General features: G+C 52.5%; 12 protein-coding genes. 2 read left to right on the forward strand and 10 right to left on the reverse strand.

All coding sequences use genetic code 11. The features are described from left to right. Window position 1: 1 nt before the first annotated feature. The 5 genes from L0M99_RS02910 to dxs all read right to left on the reverse strand — a co-directional run bounded on the left by L0M99_RS02910 (window position 2) and on the right by dxs (window position 7,152). Complete coding sequence (locus L0M99_RS02910; protein WP_238127682.1) at window positions 2–205, reverse strand: hypothetical protein; 204 nt, start codon at window positions 203–205, stop codon at window positions 2–4. After that, window positions 189–2,834, reverse strand: coding sequence for an HAD-IIA family hydrolase (locus L0M99_RS02915; RefSeq protein ID WP_238127683.1), 2,646 nt, complete (start codon window positions 2,832–2,834; stop codon window positions 189–191). Before L0M99_RS02915 ends, L0M99_RS02910 begins: the two co-directional genes overlap by 17 nt. A gap of 233 nt (window positions 2,835–3,067) precedes the next feature. After that, on the reverse strand, window positions 3,068–4,129 hold the full coding sequence (locus tag L0M99_RS02920; RefSeq protein WP_238127684.1) for an NAD(P)H-dependent glycerol-3-phosphate dehydrogenase: 1,062 nt from the start codon (window positions 4,127–4,129) through the stop codon (window positions 3,068–3,070). Window positions 4,130–4,170: 41 nt separating this feature from the next. Beyond that, a complete protein-coding gene (locus tag L0M99_RS02925; RefSeq protein WP_238127685.1) occupies window positions 4,171–5,133 on the reverse strand; it encodes a sugar-binding transcriptional regulator in 963 nt (320 codons plus the stop codon). 147 nt (window positions 5,134–5,280) lie between these two features. Further along, a complete protein-coding gene (gene dxs / locus L0M99_RS02930; protein WP_024059108.1) occupies window positions 5,281–7,152 on the reverse strand; it encodes a 1-deoxy-D-xylulose-5-phosphate synthase in 1,872 nt (623 codons plus the stop codon). Window positions 7,153–7,248: 96 nt separating this feature from the next. Here dxs and L0M99_RS02935 point away from each other — a divergent pair, with 96 nt between their 5' ends. Next, window positions 7,249–9,048: a chloride channel protein gene (locus L0M99_RS02935; protein ID WP_238127686.1), complete on the forward strand. Its 1,800-nt coding sequence runs from the start codon at window positions 7,249–7,251 to the stop codon at window positions 9,046–9,048. A gap of 174 nt (window positions 9,049–9,222) precedes the next feature. On the opposite strand, the gene acnA is transcribed toward L0M99_RS02935, so the two are convergent. From acnA to L0M99_RS02960, 5 genes are all read right to left on the reverse strand, one after another. Further along, window positions 9,223–11,925 (reverse strand): aconitate hydratase AcnA, encoded by a 2,703-nt coding sequence (acnA, locus tag L0M99_RS02940; protein ID WP_238127687.1) that lies wholly within the window; start codon window positions 11,923–11,925, stop codon window positions 9,223–9,225. 293 nt (window positions 11,926–12,218) lie between these two features. Then, window positions 12,219–13,637 (reverse strand): hypothetical protein, encoded by a 1,419-nt coding sequence (locus L0M99_RS02945; protein WP_238127688.1) that lies wholly within the window; start codon window positions 13,635–13,637, stop codon window positions 12,219–12,221. Between the two features lie 8 nt (window positions 13,638–13,645). Beyond that, window positions 13,646–14,437: a metal ABC transporter permease gene (locus tag L0M99_RS02950; protein WP_238127689.1), complete on the reverse strand. Its 792-nt coding sequence runs from the start codon at window positions 14,435–14,437 to the stop codon at window positions 13,646–13,648. Further along, window positions 14,418–15,101: a metal ABC transporter ATP-binding protein gene (locus tag L0M99_RS02955; protein WP_238127690.1), complete on the reverse strand. Its 684-nt coding sequence runs from the start codon at window positions 15,099–15,101 to the stop codon at window positions 14,418–14,420. The genes L0M99_RS02950 and L0M99_RS02955 overlap by 20 nt, the downstream gene beginning before the upstream one ends. Then, on the reverse strand, window positions 15,098–16,039 hold the full coding sequence (locus tag L0M99_RS02960) for a metal ABC transporter solute-binding protein, Zn/Mn family (protein ID WP_238127691.1): 942 nt from the start codon (window positions 16,037–16,039) through the stop codon (window positions 15,098–15,100). The genes L0M99_RS02955 and L0M99_RS02960 overlap by 4 nt, the downstream gene beginning before the upstream one ends. 419 nt (window positions 16,040–16,458) lie before the next feature. Between L0M99_RS02960 and L0M99_RS02965 the strand changes: the two genes are divergently transcribed. Further along, window positions 16,459–16,743, forward strand: coding sequence for a type II toxin-antitoxin system RelB/DinJ family antitoxin (locus tag L0M99_RS02965; protein ID WP_238127692.1), 285 nt, complete (start codon window positions 16,459–16,461; stop codon window positions 16,741–16,743). The last annotated feature ends 245 nt before the right edge of the window (window positions 16,744–16,988 follow it).

A 16,988-nucleotide genomic window follows, 5' to 3' on the forward strand; every position in this document is an offset into this window, starting at 1 on the left:
ATTATTTTCTTTCTATCTGGGCATTTAGAGAATCCAAGGCGGCAGATAATTTGGTAGCTGCCGTCTGAAGGTCGCTTAAAGTAACCTGCGGATAGATACTGCCTACTTCAGTCGGCCAACTGGCTAATAGTTGGTCGATATCGGATTTGCGGGCTGCCAGTTCCAGGTCCTCGGGAGCGTCAGACAGGTTACTGTTCTTGTTCACTGTCAACCTCGCCAGGCAGCAGCAGCTCTAGCTGCAGATCTTCCCCGTCCGCTTCCTCATTACCGCTAGCTACCTCAGCCACCTCAGCTACTTTCGCGGCTTCCTTCGCAGCCGGTTCCGGTTCGCTCGCGGTTGCGTCCCCTTCCTTTGCCTTCTCCGCAGGTTCTTCCGCTGCCTCTTCCGGCGAATCGGCTACAACTTCTGAGGGCGCAGAATCCAAATTCTCTGTGTCCACCTCGGCGGAACGTGCAGGTACTTCCGCTACCGAGGATTGGTTCTCTTCCGCAGATCCGTCGCCTGCGGGCACATTAGACTCCGAGGTTTCGACCTCGCGTACTACCTCAATATCCGGTAGATGAACAAATACTCCCTGATCACGCACATCCCACACAGCGGCAACTAATGCCCGATAATCTTCCAGGCTGAGCACTGCCCCGTTATCTACCGGTTCATCTTCGCGCATCACCCGTCCATCTTCGGCCACCATAAAAGCGGCAGATTCCCCGCTAGTCCAAGCTCCAGTAGGTTGATGCACCGGGCCGGGATGCACACGGGTTAGATCTGTAAGATCTAGCCCCAGATAGGAAGGGCGCCGATCAGGATAAGCCAATGCCACGGCTTTGGCATCGGAGACCCCGGTGAGCACATGGAAACTGAGCATATCGGCAGCAACCGCTCCCGCAATATCGGTATCGAGACGATCCCCTACCACTAGGGGTTTACTGGCGCCTGCATGGGCTGCTGCTTTCCGATAAATCCCCGCAAAAGGTTTTCCTCCGGCGAACGGTTTTTGTCCTGTGGCATGTTCTACCGCTGCCACCAAGGAACCATTTCCCAAGGCAAAGCCCTTTTCAGTGGGCAAAGTAGCATCCAGGTTAGTGGCCATAAACAGGGCGCCAGCATTGATCGCATAGGCTGCCTCGGAAAGCTCAGCCCAGCCTACCTCTGCTCCATAACCCTGGATTACCGCCGCCGGTTGTTCGCTGGCTTTGCTAACTACCTCAAACCCGGCTTGAGCGACAGTATCACGCAGCGCCTGCGTCCCCACCACCAGCACTTTGGAGGCGGGTTCGATTTTTTGGGTGAGGATTTCTACCGCATCCATCGCCGCCGTCATTACTTCTTCCGCAGCCGCAGCTATCTGATGCCCCTTAAGCTTTTCCGCCACCTGCTGCGGGTTACGGGAGGCATTATTGGTTACGAACTGGAACTTAATACCTGCTTCCCGGGCTGCCGCTAAACCGGCAGCCGCATTAGGAATATCACGGGTACCGGCGTAGCAAACCCCATCTAAATCGATGAGAAGCACATCGGCAGTCTCCACTAAAGGTTTACGACTTCCGTGCAGATCAGAGGGCACATAGGGGTTGTCGGCTTCGAGCACTTCTTCCAGATCAACAATGGCTACCGTGTCGGGAACCTCTGGGGTTTGCTCGGCAACTTTGTCGGCTTCTTCCTCTCTTCCAAGTTCGCGCAAGAGGTCGGCCTTATAGGAAAGAATCCTTGCCAAAAGTACGGGTTCTTCCAGTTGTTGCTGTTCTAAGAACTGATTTAACACTAGGAGGGCCGCGTCAGACTCCCCTAAATCGTGGCGCGCTCCCGCTTGCACGATAACTAGTTCCACCAGGTCGGAAAGACTATAGGACGAAGTATCAGTTTCGGAAATAATTTCTAGAGCTTTTTCGGGTTTGCCGAGTCCGCGTTCACAGTCCGCTTCAATCGCCCGCAAACTGTCAGTCCCATCCAAGCGGCGCGCAGCCCGTACTTCCCGTAGCGCTTCACTGTACTTGCCACTGGCGTAAGCTGCCAGCGCGCAGGCTTCCCGTACCGTTCCGATGCGACCTGCCCGGCTAACTGCCGCCTTAGCATGCAGATAGGCTTCTTCGGCATCTACATCTAGCAGGGATCCCGCCATCACCAGATGACGCGCTACTTTTTCGGCATTGTCCGGATCTAGCGAAGATAAGGCTGCCCGAGATTCTCTATCCAGGTCAGAAGCTTTTACTGCCGCCGGAATCTGGGGTTCATTATCGTGGCGCCATTCTTTGGCGCGGTAACGGGAATCCCGAACCCCGAAAGAATGCTTTCCGGAGCGAGGCGCTTGCGCTTCCCGTTCCCGGCGTTCATCCCGCCGATTATCTTGACGGTTATCCCGACGGTTATCACGATCAAAGCGCTTGCCACTCCGGTTGAACCCGCGGCGTGATCCTGCCTCATTTCGCTCACCCCCGCGATAGGAAGCGCGCCCTGAACGCTCTCCGCCTCCGCGAGATTCCCCACGGTCATCACTATAGTTGCGGCGTCCTCCTCGATTATCTTCCCGGTCACTCCGGTAGGAGCCGCCCTCCCCTCGATAGGAGCCGCGACGATCATTACGATCATTGCGGGAATTACCCCCGCGCCGATCCTGCCACTTGCCACCCCGACGATTGTCTTTGCGGTAGCCACCCTCGCGGTATCCTCCCTCGGAGCTTCCGCGCCGCCGGTATCCGTCACGATTGCCTTGCCGCTCGCCTGAAGAATCTGAGTAGTTGCGTTGATTACCGGAACCTTGCCCGCCGCCCGCTTGTGAACGTCGCTTACGCCATTGAGGTTCGCGTCCGCCACCATGCTGATTAAAATTGCTCAACTCTAGATCCTTATCTTTTATTGCTTAGTCGACTTCCTTCTATTCTAAGCGTAAAGAGCGCCCCGAAGCTGCTTCTAAAAGGTTGTCTATCCTCACTATTTCGCGTTCTCGCCCTAGGTACCAAGAATCGGCTCACCTATGGAGCTGGCTAAACTTTTCCAACGCAGTTCTGGCTGGTGAAGAACGACCTAAAGCCTGCTTCACCAGCCCGAAAACTTGTTTAGCACTTTCCCTTAGCGCTCTCCTCCAAAGAAGAGTGACCAGGGCATTTCGAGGGGCGCATCCTCAGCTACTACCGAGTACAGGTAGCGACACAGAGGGAAGTCTTCTTCTTTGATCACTCCTCGCTCAGTCAGTGGCTTGAGCGCCGCCCCGATTACTTGAATCGCGGCGACTCCCTCGAGGGTTACCCCTTTCATGAGGGAATCGCGCACTTCCGAGAACGGTACTCCCGAGCCCACATAACGGCCGGCTTTAACGTTGCGACCGCCCATAGAGGTTACGAACATATCGCCTACCCCGCCCAAGCCATCAGCGGTTACCGCCTCTCCCCCGAGTAGCTGCACGAATTGGCGTAGCTCTTTTTGTCCCTGCGCAAATACGGCCGCTCCATAGTTGAAGCGCACATATTTGGCATCGGTTTTTCCTTCCTTGTCCAGCAAGCCGTCGCCGAATCCGGCAGCAAACGCGTAAATGTTCTTGGTAGCTGCCCCGGTTTCATGCCCGATAAAATCGGTGGACGTCCACACATGGTAATAGTCAGTGCGGAACAGTTTAGAAAGCTTGTTGAGTACCTCTTGATCTTCTCCGCAAAAGACCACGCAGGTGTCGTGATGAACCGCGAGTTCACCAGCAATAGAAGGGCCTACAATGGCTGACCAGGAAACTTGCGAGGCGAGCTCTGGCCCTACTGCTTTCTGGAGTACCTCCGGCAAAATATGCATGGTGCCGTCCTCGTCGGCGCGCATCCCTTTGGTAATACACAATACGTGTTGTCCGGGTTTGAGCAATCCGGTTAGCTGCTCGCCAGCCCATTCGATCCCGAAGCTATTAACCCCACACATAACCACGTCTGCGTCCGCGAAGGCTTCTTCCGCGTCCTCCAACTGGTATGCTTTAACCCCTTCGTTAACCTTTAGTCCCAAGTCGGGATGGATACCCTTGGTTTTTATCGAGTCGATAATATCCCGATCCAAATGGGTACCCACCAGACGCACCTCATTACCGTTTTCGCTGGCAGGAAAGGAAAGAGCGGTTGCCATGATTCCCGATCCCAGCATTACAATCTTTGCCATTTTGTTTCTCCTAAGGGTGTTGTCAATAAGGTGTTCCTACATCAGTTTTCAGTGGGTATTTCAGCCGATTCTAATAGCGAGTGCGCCAGACCGGAATCCACTATTAGGGTGTCTACATATCCGCCTCTTAAGGTAGCCATGGTGGTGGCGGTTTTCCCACTACCGGAGGCGACTGCCACTTTCATGCGGGCTTCTTTCAGGGATTTCAGGCTAATACCAATTGTGCATTTATCTAGCTCTAGATCCGCCGGCAGACCTTCTGCATTTACAAAGCGGCACAGCAGGTCCCCTACTACTCCGCGGGAAATAAGTTTTTGTAGTCCCTGTTCAGAAACATAACCAGAACGCACCAGAACTGAATCTGCTTCTAGTTTTCCCGGTGAAAAACAGATCACGTCAGCGTTTGCTGCCGCCTCCAGGGTCGCCTTGATAGAAAAGTCACTGCGCAGAGCAGAGGCAATTCGGCTATCTCCTACCAGTGCTGGCGCAGGTAGAATCCGCCCAAAACCTCCGGCTTTTTCTGCGATGGTACGGATCGATTCGGATACAAAATTGTCTTGCGTGTAGCTCGGCCCACCATTGGTTTGGATCACGGTAGTGCCCCGAGACCATTGATCCGGAAGCTCCCTGGCCACCCGGGCAATCGTCTTCCCCCAAGAAACAGCCAAGGTTCGCGGCTGCGGACGTAGCGACTGCAAATGCCGGGCTGCGGCTCGAGCCACTGCGCGAAATGTAGCGTTTTCTCCGGTTTCTTGCGGAACCACTATCACTTTATCCAGATCAAAGTACTCTTTTAGTGCCTGCTCAAGCTGATAATGTTCGGCCTGCGGGGGCTCAATAGTTATCCGCACAATTCCGCGGTCACGGGCTTCTTGAATTAAACGGGAGGCTGTCCAGCGACTAAAGCCAAGCTTTTTTCCAATCTCGGCGTGGGTGAGAGAATTCTCGTAGTACATGCGAGCTGCCTCCACCAGCAGATCTACTCGATATTCTTCGCCGCTCATGGTCTCCCTTTGGTTTTCTTCTCTTTTCTCAGCCTAAGCTGTTCCCTTTGGTCAGAATTATCAAAACCAATCCTTTGCAACAAAAGTGCACGACGGATACTACTTTGCCCTATCTTGGTAAAAAGCCATGCTCAACAGTGCCAACGCCTAGTCAAGCAGGTCTGCTAATTCCTTTAGCATCGTCGAGGGCGTCATATGCGAACTTTCCAGCAAGTTATCGCGCGAATCCGTGGGCAAGAACGCCCGAGGAATACCAAAAGATTTAATCGGGGTGAAACAATTATTTCCCGCACAAGTGGTACGCAGCAAAGCTCCTACCCCATTGGTTACTTCCCCGTCCTCGACAGTCACCACTAAATCGGCGGCCTCCACCTGGGCTAACAGCGCCGGAGAAGCTGGGATTACCCAACCGGGATCTACACACTTGACCGTATGCTCGCGCGCGGCAAGTTCTTTTGACAGGGAGATCGCCGCATCCGCCATGGATCCTACTGCCACCACCAAAATTTTCTTACCGGTACTCGAAACCCGGAATAATATATCGAGACCGTTTTCGGTTGCTTCTGCCTTAATATCAGGAGGCACACTACCTTTGGGATAACGCACGATTGTAGGTCCGTCCTCAATCGAAACTGCCTGCCCCAATAGTTTGCGCAAGGTGCTGGCGTCCCGAGGCGCGGCTACTCTAATTCCGGGAATCATGGCGGCGATCGCCAGATCCCACATCCCGTTATGACTAGCCCCATCAGCTCCGGTAATACCCGCACGATCCAAAACCACGGTAATACCTTGTTTATGCAGGGAAGCATCCATTAACAGCTGATCGAAAGCCCGGTTTAAGAAGGTAGCGTAAAGGGCAATAACCGGGTGACACCCGGCAAAGGAAAGACCGGCGGCCATCGTCATCGCGTGCTGCTCCGCGATCCCCACATCAAATACCCGCTGGGGGAACTGAGATCGCAGCGGTTTTAAACCTACCGGCTCCATCATAGCTGCCGATATCCCTACAATCTTGGGGTTACGTTTAGCAAGCTGCACAATTTCTTCCGCAAATACCGATGTCCACCCGAAGCGTTCCTTCTTTACCGGCAAGCCAGTTTCGGGATGAATCGGGCCGACAGTATGGAAATGATCCGCATCATTTTCTTCTGCCGGAGAATATCCCCTACCTTTCTCCGTGATAACGTGCACAATGATCGGTCCGGAAAACTCTTTCGCCCGGGCAAGTTGGAATTCGGTGGCCACAATGTCGTGACCGTCAACGGGGCCGGTATATTTAATTCCCAGGTCGGAAAACATTACTTGTTCAGAAGAAACCATATCGGCCATTCCGCGTTTAATCCCATGCAGGGCGTCATAGGTGAGTTCTCCGGGTTTACCGCGAGACTTAAGATGCTGTTTTCCCCAACGTAATGCCTTCTCATAGGCGGGAGAAGTACGTAGCGCATCCAGATGGTGCGCCAGTCCCCCGATAGTGGGCTCATAGGAACGACCGTTGTCATTAACTATGATAATCAAGCGAAGATCGGGACGTTCAGAGATATTGTTCAAAGCTTCCCAAGTCATTCCCCCGGTCATGGCACCATCTCCAATGACTGCCACCGTATAGGAACGATCTCCTTTAAGTGCTTTAGCTTCCGCTACCCCCTGCGCCCAAGACAACGCGGTAGAGGCATGGGAGTTTTCCACCACATCATGTACCGATTCCGCCCGCGAAGGATATCCCGACAGCCCTTGCGCCGTGCGCAGCTGGGCAAAATTTTTGCGTCCGGTAAGGATCTTATGAACATAGGCTTGATGCCCGGTATCGAAAATAATGGTGTCGGTGGGGGAAGAAAACATGCGGTGGAGTGCAATCGTTAGCTCTACTACCCCCAGGTTAGGCCCCATATGCCCCCCGGTTTTTGCCACGTTCTCTACCAGGAATGACCGAATCTCCCCGGCCAGGTCTGCCAGCTCTAGGCTAGAAAGCTTCTGCAAATCTGCCGGGTTATTTATCCGATCGAGTATTTTTGCCACCCAGCCAGTTTAGCCACATTTTGTATTAATGAGGGCGGGGATGGATTTATCTACTACTTACTTGCGTGAGCCCGCCCGGCGCGCCAAACTGAAACCATGGGTAAAAAACCTTCCGGACGTGCCAATTCTTTCTTGAACTCTCGCGCGGGACTCACTGCTTTGGCGATCACCATCGGAGCAATAGTAGGCCTAGTGGCGGTAGGTTTTTACTACTTGATATCCGGTTGGAGTTACCTGACAACCGGTTATACCGATTACCCCGCTCACGCAGGGGCAGCCCACGGATTCCTCGGTTTATCACCGGCGTTTATCATTGCAGTTCCCGTGCTGTCCGCCCTGCTATATGGACCGGTAGTGGAATATTTCACCCCCGGCAGTCGCGGACACGCCGTCCCGGAAGTGATGTTCGCTGTCCGCCGCAAAGGCGGGAGAATTCCTGGGCGCACCGCCCTAGTGAAACTTTTTGCCACTTCTCTGACCTTGGGAGGAGGGGGAAATGCGGGCAGAGAAGGCCCGATTGTGATGATTGGTGCCGCGATTTCTTCTTGGGTAGGAACCCGCCTGGGATTAATTAAACAACGGCTGATGTTCCTGTGTGCTTGCGGAGCTGCTGCCGGGATTGCCGCTACCTTTAATGCTCCCCTGGCAGGTGCCTGTTTCGCGGTAGAACTGGTGCTGGGAGCCTTAAGCGCGGAAGACTTTGTTTTCATTGTGTTTGCCTCCGTTTCGGCTTCCCTCATCTCGCAACAGTTTCTTCCTGACCAGGCCAGTGTGCCCCTCAGCCAATCTTTGGACGTGTTTTCCCATAGCGATTATCTGCTTGTGGCGTTGGCGGCTTTGGCAGCGACGTTGGCGGGGATCGGGTTTTCTAAACTTCTCTACCTGGTTTGGGATGGGATTGACCTGGTTTATCACTGGAAGGCTTGGTTTCGCCCGGTCGCTGGTTCATTGGTTCTGGGAGTATTCCTCTACTTTTTTCCCTTGCTCTATGGCACTGGGGAAAGCGTACAGTTGCGGGTACTCTCGGGTGATTTTCCGGTTTGGATGATTCTAGCGTTACTTTTTGGGCGCGCTTTGAGTGCCGCTTTCACTATTTCTATGGGGGGAGCGGGCGGAGTCTTCGGTCCCACCTTATTTGTAGGCGCCTGTGCGGGTATGGCGGTGGGACAGCTAGTCCAACCTTGGTCGGCTTCTTCTACTGCCATTTATGGAGTAATCGGTATGGGCGCGGCTTTCGCGGCTGCCTCCCGCGCACCCTTAACCGCAGTCTTCATCATTATCGAGATGACCAGGCAGTATTCCCTGATTCTCCCGATGATGCTGGCGGTAGGGATTGCCACCGGGATTTCGCTATTTATGACCCGCTCGACTATTTATACCCAAAAACTGCACCGTCGCGGTGACCGGCTGTCAGACCCGGTTTCGGCTACTTTACTGGGAACCAGTACGGCGGCGGATTTAATGCATCAGCCACCGCAAGTTTTAAACACTGATATTACTTTGAGGCAGGCCGAAAAAACCCTAGAAACCTCCGGAGAAGTCTCGCTGGCAGTGGTAGATGCGCAAGGAGTATTTCAAGGCTCGATAAGTGCCCTATTGCTGCGCGAAGAAATCGAAAAACGTGGCGAGGAGGTGCCCCTGTCTGAAATCCGCCTGGTATCAGCGTTTTGTTCTCCCAGTGAACTCCCTAGTCAAATCCTCAAGGAGCTGGCGCAGTCCTCACTTTCGAACCTGCCGGTAGTGGGACGCTCCCAAGAAGTCTTGGGTTATGTGCGAGGACGCGACCTGATCTTCAAGCTTTACCGGCAGCAAACCCGCGCGCTCAACCAACGCGACCTAGGCGATTCCCTGGGCAAGCGCATTCGCAAGCGCTGGAAACATCGCCACCACCGCTAACGCCACTCTGGGCACGGTAAAAGATGCGAGAGACCGGTTGCAATCTCTAACCGAAACATCGGAAACATACTTGTTTGTCTCAGTGAGATATTGCCTCTAGCCGGATGCAAGCACAGCTAATCTAGGTCCTCCGAGCGCTTTTACCGTGCCCAGAGCACAAGCGTTATGGCATTCCTAGGCAACTAGGTTGCGCAGCACGTATTGCAGGATCCCACCGTGGCGGTAGTACTGGGCTTCACCGGGAGTGTCGATCCGCACGGTGGCGTCAAACTCTACGACGGAGCCATCCGTCTTAGTCGCGGTCACCTTCATAACCTGCGGAGTTATCCCCTCATTGAGCTGGGTAATCCCGTTAATATCGAAGGTTTCAGTCCCGTCCAGACCGAGAGAATCGGCGCTTTCGCCCTCGGGGAACTGTAGCGGGAGAATCCCCATCCCGATCAGGTTGGAGCGGTGAATACGTTCGAAAGACCGCGCGATAACCGCTTTTACGCCTAGCAGCAAAGTTCCTTTAGCGGCCCAGTCACGCGAAGATCCGGTTCCGTATTCTTTACCACCAAGCACCACCAGGGGTACGCCGGCCTGAGCGTAGGAAACCGAAGCGTCGTAAACCGGCACTACCGGAGCATCCGCTTTGGTGAAGTCCTTGGTGAACCCGCCCTCGACATTGTCAAGTAGCTGGTTACGGATACGGATATTTGCGAAGGTGCCGCGCATCATCACTTCGTGGTTACCGCGCCGCGAACCATAGGAGTTGAAGTTGCGCCGTTCCACTCCGTGGGAGCTTAGGTATTGACCAGCCGGCGTCTTGGAGGCAAACGCACCTGCGGGAGAAATGTGGTCGGTAGTTACCGAATCTCCTAGTTTCAGCAGCACTCTAGCTCCGGAAATGTCTGCTACCGGATCCGGGGTTTCCGGCATTCCTTCAAAGAAAGGTGCCCGGCGTACATAGGTGGAGTCATCATCCCAGGCAAAAGTGGATGAATCGGGTACCTCCAGCGATTGCCAGCGGTGATCGCCCTCGAATACGCTGCGGTAATCCTGCAGATACATATCGCGATCGATAGCTTGACCGATAGCTTTTTCTACTTCTTCGGCAGCTGGCCAAATATCACGCAGGTAGACGGGATTCCCGCGGTTATCCGTTCCCAACGCCTCGGTTTCAAAATCAAAATCCATAGTTCCCGCGAGCGCGTAGGAAATCACCAGGGGCGGGGATGCTAAGTAGTTCATCTTCACATCGGGGTTAATCCGTCCCTCAAAGTTACGGTTACCAGACAGCACGGACACCACGGTCAGGTCTGCGTCCGCTACCGTGTTGTGAACTTCCTCTGGCAGCGGCCCGGAGTTACCGATACAGGTAGTACAGCCGTAGCCGACAATATCGAATCCCAGCTGCGACAGATACGGCATTAGACCAGCCTTTTCGTAGTAGTCGCGTACTACTTGGGAACCGGGAGCTAGCGAAGTTTTCACCCAGGGCTTAGGCGTTAGTCCCCTTTCAGTGGCGTTCTTGGCAAGTAAACCCGCCGCCATCATCACCGAGGGATTCGAGGTGTTAGTACAGGAAGTAATGGAGGCTATCACCACGTTGCCGTGATCCATGGCTACTTCTTCCCCACCGGCCAGTTTCACCTGGGTGGGGCGGGTAGGACGCATAAGTGTCGGATCAATGGTCTTATCGCCGGCAACATAGTCGGGCAAAATCTTCTTGAAGGAATCTTTAGCCATTGCCAGTTCGATGCGGTCTTGGGGACGCTTCGGACCGGCAATCGAGGGCACTACCGTGGACAGATCCAGTTCCAGATATTCGCTATACCGTGCCTCGCGAGCAGGGTCATGCCACAGTCCTTGCCGCTTGGCGTACTCGCGCACTAGGGCGCAGGATTCTTCGCTGCGACCGGTTAGGTGCAGGTAGTCAATAGTGACCTCATCGATCGGGAAGATAGCGGCAGTAGAGCCAAACTCCGGAGACATATTGCCGATAGTGGCGCGGTTAGCTAGAGGAACTGCCCCCACTCCCTCGCCATAGAACTCGACGAATTTGCCGACTACTCCATGGTCACGCAACATTTGGGTAATGGTGAGCACCACATCGGTGGCGGTGGCTCCCGGCGCGATTTCACCGGTCAGTTTGAAGCCCACTACCCGCGGAATCAGCATCGATACCGGCTGGCCGAGCATGGCTGCCTCAGCCTCGATTCCGCCGACGCCCCAGCCGAGGACGCCTAGGCCGTTAACCATGGTGGTGTGGGAGTCGGTACCTACCAAAGTATCGGGGTAAGCCAGCGCGCCGTCCTCGTCCTTATCGGCGAATACTACCCGCGCCAGGTATTCGATATTTACCTGGTGCACAATCCCGGTTCCCGGGGGTACTACCCGGAAGTTTTCGAAGGCGCCTTGCCCCCAGCGCAGGAACTGGTAGCGTTCCTGGTTGCGCTGATACTCGATATCCATATTTTTTTCCACGGCATCTTGAGAGCCGAATACGTCGATCTGCACCGAGTGGTCAATAACCATTTCCGCCGGCACCTGCGGGTTAATCAGGTCAGGGTCTTTGCCCAGGTTCACCACCGCGTCCCGCATAGTCGCCAGATCCACGATGCAGGGAACACCGGTGAAATCTTGCATTAAGACTCGAGCCGGGCTGTACTGGATTTCCTGGCTAGGCTGAGCATCCGGATCCCAGTTCGCAATCTGCGTGATCTGCTCTTTGGTGATATTTTTCCCGTCCTCGTTACGCAGCAGGTTCTCTGCCAGGATTTTGAGGGAGTAGGGTAATTTTTCGGTGCCGGGCACCGCTTTCAGGTCATAGATTTTATAGCTCTTATCGCCGACTTTTAACTGGGTCGCGGCGCCAAAGCTGTTCAAACTCATTGCAACCTCCCGCAGGGAATCAAAATATTTTCTCTTGATATCAAGATACTTTGCGGAGCGCGCGAATGCCAGTGTTAAGAACTTTTTGACTCTTAGAGCGGACAGAAAGCTGCGCAGCGGAGAGCAAATAATCCTTTCCACCTGAGAGGACGAATACGCGGGCTGAAGATAGAGCGTCACTCTGTCTTCAGCCCGCGGGCACGATTACATCCCTAAACGTCAAGGATTTATAAAAGAATTTCCTTACCTAATTTTCTTTTACGTTACTTTTCAGAAAGCATTCTTAGAAACTCTTAGGACGCAACCTCGGCAGCGCTCCCCCACCCGTTTTCTCCTTTGGGGCGAGCTTCGGGGTGCATTATCAAATACTTCAAGGTAGCAACCACCTGCCGGGCGCTGTAGCCATGGAACATATTGTCTTTACCACCTTTGGCGAACTGAATAATCGTATCCAAAGTCATGTAGTGGTAGTGATCGTAATGAGGAATCACAAAGCGCTGTTTTTCATGGTCATACCGGGTGGTGTGGGTGACATTGCCGTAAGTGATGTACTCCAAGGGGACTATCAATTTCGCCTCTACCTCGTCATAAGTGAAACGTTCATCTTCCTCAATCGGCGAAGTATCTTTCGGTTTTTCTTCCTGATATTCGGTGATTTTAATATCGGGATATAGCGCGGAGGGATCTGTATAACTAATCCCCTCGTGCCCATCGGCAAAGTGCAGATGCCAATGGTCACCGTGGCGTTCAATTCTTACTACCCGTTCCGGATCATTGGGGTCTTGTTTTCCACTTCCCGGTTTAGGCTTTGGCTTTGGCTCTGCTTCCGGCTTTGGGGTTTGCCCTTTATCGGGCTTGCTTGCACTCCCGCTACCGGAATGCGATCCGGCGTATTGCCCAATCTTGATTCGCGGGAACACCTTGACAGGATTATCGTAAGTAATATATTCCTGCCCGTCCTTGGTGTAGGCATGATAGTGATCTCCGTGTTGCAAAATCTTCACGATTGGCAGTTTCGCCAGCTGCTGCAAGGAAACGACCGACACAAACGGCAGTTTTCCTCCCGGAGCCGGTTTCGTATGGCTACCGCTGGTACCTTTGTTTCCTTTGGAGCTAAGTGCTGGGTTAAATGGGGAGGACGGGCCAGCCGGACGCGGTGACCATACGCTAGGTACGGTTACTTTTCCATTCCCGTGACTACCGTTATAAGTTCCGACCGCAACCCCAGGGTATAGAGAGCGCGGATCACTATAGGTAATAAACTCTCGACCATCAGCAGTGTAAACATGGTAGTGATCACCGTGTTTCAATATCTTTACTACCCCGTTTGACGCGAGCGAGGACAGTTGAGAAGTAGAAACTACTTTCGCAGCCCCTTTTAGCTGACCAGCATTCTTTGCTTTTGAAGGGTCAGTGTAGGTAATGATTTCCCGGCCGTCCTTAGTGTATACATGCCAGTGATCTCCATGTTTCCTGACTCTTACAATCTCATTGTTAGCAACTTCCGCGTCTACTAACACTTCAGTGGTTTCATCTTGTTTATATTTGGGCTCTTTTGGTTGCACTCTCGCGCCTCCCGCAGTGGAGATACCACTCCCTCGGGATTGAAATTCATTGCTGCCCCCAAAAGCCAGCCCCAGCGCGAATGCGCTTGAGGTAAGCACCAGGGTTAATGCCACTGCAACCCCAATTATTACTTTATTAATTTTCATTTTTCTCCTTACTTTTTACGAAAGACTAAGGCCGTAAGCAGCCCGAATACGGATATGAGGACGATTACCGCGCCGGGGCGCAGGTTTTGGTAGTACGAGATAATTAGCCCCGCGTACACGAACACGAGGGAGGCTCCTATCGAAACTAGGAGCGTACCGCGATAGGTTTTAGCCAATTGCATAGCGCAAATTGAGGGGATAACCAGGATAGAGGACACTATCAGCGACCCAATGGTTTTAGCGGCTACCGAGACTGACAGCGCCACCAGCAGCGAGAACACAAAGTTCAGCTTGCGGGAGTTAATCCCCAGTAACCTGGCCACTTCAGTATCAAATAGGGTGAGATAGAGGCGCCGGTACAGGAGTTTGTAAATGATCAAAACTACCAACCCCACCCCCAACACCAGATATAACTCAAGGTCACCGAGGGTAACTATCGAGCCAAATAGATAGGTGGTGATGGCGCTAGAGCCACCGGAGAAACTGGTGAAAATCCCCGCCAGCCCGATTGAGGCAGCCAAAATAATGACGGTAGATATTTCTTGATAGGCACGCAAACGAGCCCTCAGCGCCTCCACCCCTAAAGCGGCAATTACGCAGGCAACCACCGAACCTACTAGCGGATTAAACCCGAACGCTAACCCGGCGGCTACACCCGCGAGAGAGGAATGCGAGAGCGTATCCCCCATCATTGACAGCCGCTTCAACACAATCGGTAATCCGATTAGAGGTAAAAGTACTGCCAGGATGGTTCCTACCAGAAAAGCGCGCTGCATGAAGTCATAGGCAAGCAGATTCACCGGCACTCCTTTTATATTCTTCCAGCTGAAGGCGAGTTAAGATTCCTCTTTCAAGGCGGTAGGCTTCATCTAGAAACAAGGCGGCTTCCGCTAGATGATGGGTAATCATTAGGACGGAGTTGCCCGCTAGGCATTGCCGGCGCAATATCTGATATAGCTCTAGGGAGAACTGTTGGTCTACCCCACCGGTTGGCTCGTCAAGAAGAATTAGGCGCGCCTGTTTCAGCAGAGCCACTAGCAGACCTACCCGTTGCAATTGCCCGCCAGAAAGTTCACTTAAACGATGATTTTGCACCGCCGTTAGCCCCACGTTTTCCAGTAACACTTCCGGGTCTGTTTTCTGTTTAAGCTGCGCTAAATACATCTTTAGTAGTTCTTTAACCGTGGTGGGAAAGTTTCGGTATCTGCTGACAGCTTCTTGGGATAGGTAGGCAAGGTCGCGATAGTGATTATCTACGCTGAGCGAATCTTCAAACAGCCGGATTTGTCCTGTTTCTGCTTTGAGTTTTCCGAGAATTAGGTTCATCAAGGTGGTTTTGCCGACACCGTTTCCCCCTACTATCGCCGCGAACTTACCGGCTGCCAGCGAGAAATCAACTCCTTGCAAGAGCGGATATTCTCCATAAGTAAAGTGGAGTTTTTCTATTTCCAGTACCTTACTCATCGGAAGGATTCCATCAGGTTAGTGAGATTTTTCTGCATTAGCCCGAGGTATCCCAGGTTTTCTTCCTCTTTCGTGAGGTGCTCCATGGTGTAAAGAGTTCCGGTTTTCGTTCCGGTAGTGCGCGCTAGAGTTTCCGCTACTTTCGGAGTGGCTTTACCTTCAAAGAAAATGGTGCTGATTTGATGCTTTTTAACGAATTCAGCAATCGTAGCCAATTGGTTAGCCGAGGGCTCGTCCTCGGGAGATATTCCGGTGACTGCTACCTGTTTTAGCCCATAGTCGTCCGCCAGATAGTTAAAGGCCGCATGGGAGGCAACAAAGTAACGTTTTTCAGCAGGGATTTTAGCTATTTCTTGTTGGAACTTTTTATCTAGTGCCTGGAACTTTTCTTGGGCTTTCTTTAGATTTTCCCGGTAGTAGCCGGCATTATCAGGGTCAATAGCACTTACTTTTTCGTAAATGGTCTGTAACTCGATTTGCGCGTTTTTTACGCTCAGCCAAGTGTGAGGGTTGATTGCGGTGTTATCAGTGCGCGCGGCATCTTTGTTTTTTAGTAGCGTTAGTCCTTGCGATAAATCAAGGAATTTTTCGTCTTTCCCGATTGCTTCGCGTAAATCTGAAATAAAGCTTTCCATGCCGGCTCCGTTGTAAACAATCAGATCGGCTTTTGAGAGTTCCGCACGATCGCTGGTTTGCAGTTCAAAATCGTGAGGTTCCTGCGTGCCTCTAATAACCGTTTTGACTTCCATCTTGTCGCCGACGATCCGGCCGGTCAGATCGGCTACCGGGAAGAAAGTGGCATACAGGAGGGGTTTTTTCGACTCGGATTTATTGCCCACATTCACGCTTTGAGAGTTGGTTGCACATCCGACCGTAGACAGCAGAAAAACGGCGGCAATGATGGAAGAGACCAGTACTTTTAGTCTATTTTTTTGCACGATATTCCTAACGGCTTTCTAGTTTGGTTTGATCTGACTTTTTACTTACTCACAAATCTTAACGGTAATGAGAATGGTTATCAATTTACGAGAGTTGGGGATACTCACAAACCGGAGGGCGAGGCTGCCCACTCCCCCGCTACAGCCAATCGTCGGAACAGATTAGCGCCAATCATCGGAACGAATTACAGCCAACCATCGGCCCAGAATGCCGCCAATCGTCGGAACGCGCTGGTAAAGACCGCAATTATGGAGGACTTGAGAATAGAAATAAGCTAGTTCCCTATTCCGAGATTAACCACTCAACCTGGAGACACTGAGCCCTGAACCTAACGCCACAACGAGGAAATAACTTCTAGATTTGTATTGCAACTGTTTTACACACTCAGTAGCATTTAAGCATCAGGAGGCATAGAACCATGGCTAAAACTGCAAATATCAGCATCCGGATTGAACCAGATGTAAAGCATAATGCGGAAGATATATTTGGCAGCTTTGGCATTTCTATTACTGATGCCATCAACATTTTCTTACGCACCTCCATTATGGAAGGCGGTTTTCCTTTCGCCATTAAGCAGCCAAGCTACAATATTGAAACCCTGGCTGCTTTAGCTGAAGCTCGCGATATTTTCTCCGGCAAGGTTCAAACCAAAACCTACAACTCACCTGAAGAACTGTTTAAAGACCTAGATGCCGAGGATTAAGTTTTATGCTTGAGCTGCAGACAACAGCCAGGTGAAGAGTTCCAGGTTTTGTTCCGTTTGAGTAGAGGGACAATCTGGATTACACCCAAGGGATTTGATCAGAACGCGAAGAATCGAGTGATTTGCCTTGTCGAGAATCGGCATGGTCAGAGAAAACGTACTTGCGGGAAGCGTGTCAGGCAACTGCGCCCCGGCTTGGTGTTTCCCTCGACAGTTGGTACACCCGTTTTACGATGGGAAAATAT

Origin of the sequence: Varibaculum cambriense (assembly GCF_022133705.1) — a bacterium.
GTDB lineage: Bacteria > Actinomycetota > Actinomycetes > Actinomycetales > Actinomycetaceae > Varibaculum > Varibaculum cambriense_A.

Excerpts from the sequence above, each read along its gene's own strand:
- L0M99_RS02945 (WP_238127688.1), bottom strand. The coding sequence starts at position 13,637 with ATGAAAATTAATAAAGTAATAATTGGGGTTGCAGTGGCATTAACCCTG.
- acnA (WP_238127687.1), bottom strand. The coding sequence starts at position 11,925 with ATGAGTTTGAACAGCTTTGGCGCCGCGACCCAGTTAAAAGTCGGCGAT.
- L0M99_RS02935 (WP_238127686.1), top strand. The coding sequence starts at position 7,249 with ATGGGTAAAAAACCTTCCGGACGTGCCAATTCTTTCTTGAACTCTCGC.
- L0M99_RS02955 (WP_238127690.1), bottom strand. The coding sequence starts at position 15,101 with ATGAGTAAGGTACTGGAAATAGAAAAACTCCACTTTACTTATGGAGAA.
- L0M99_RS02965 (WP_238127692.1), top strand. The coding sequence starts at position 16,459 with ATGGCTAAAACTGCAAATATCAGCATCCGGATTGAACCAGATGTAAAG.
- L0M99_RS02920 (WP_238127684.1), bottom strand. The coding sequence starts at position 4,129 with ATGGCAAAGATTGTAATGCTGGGATCGGGAATCATGGCAACCGCTCTT.
- L0M99_RS02925 (WP_238127685.1), bottom strand. The coding sequence starts at position 5,133 with ATGAGCGGCGAAGAATATCGAGTAGATCTGCTGGTGGAGGCAGCTCGC.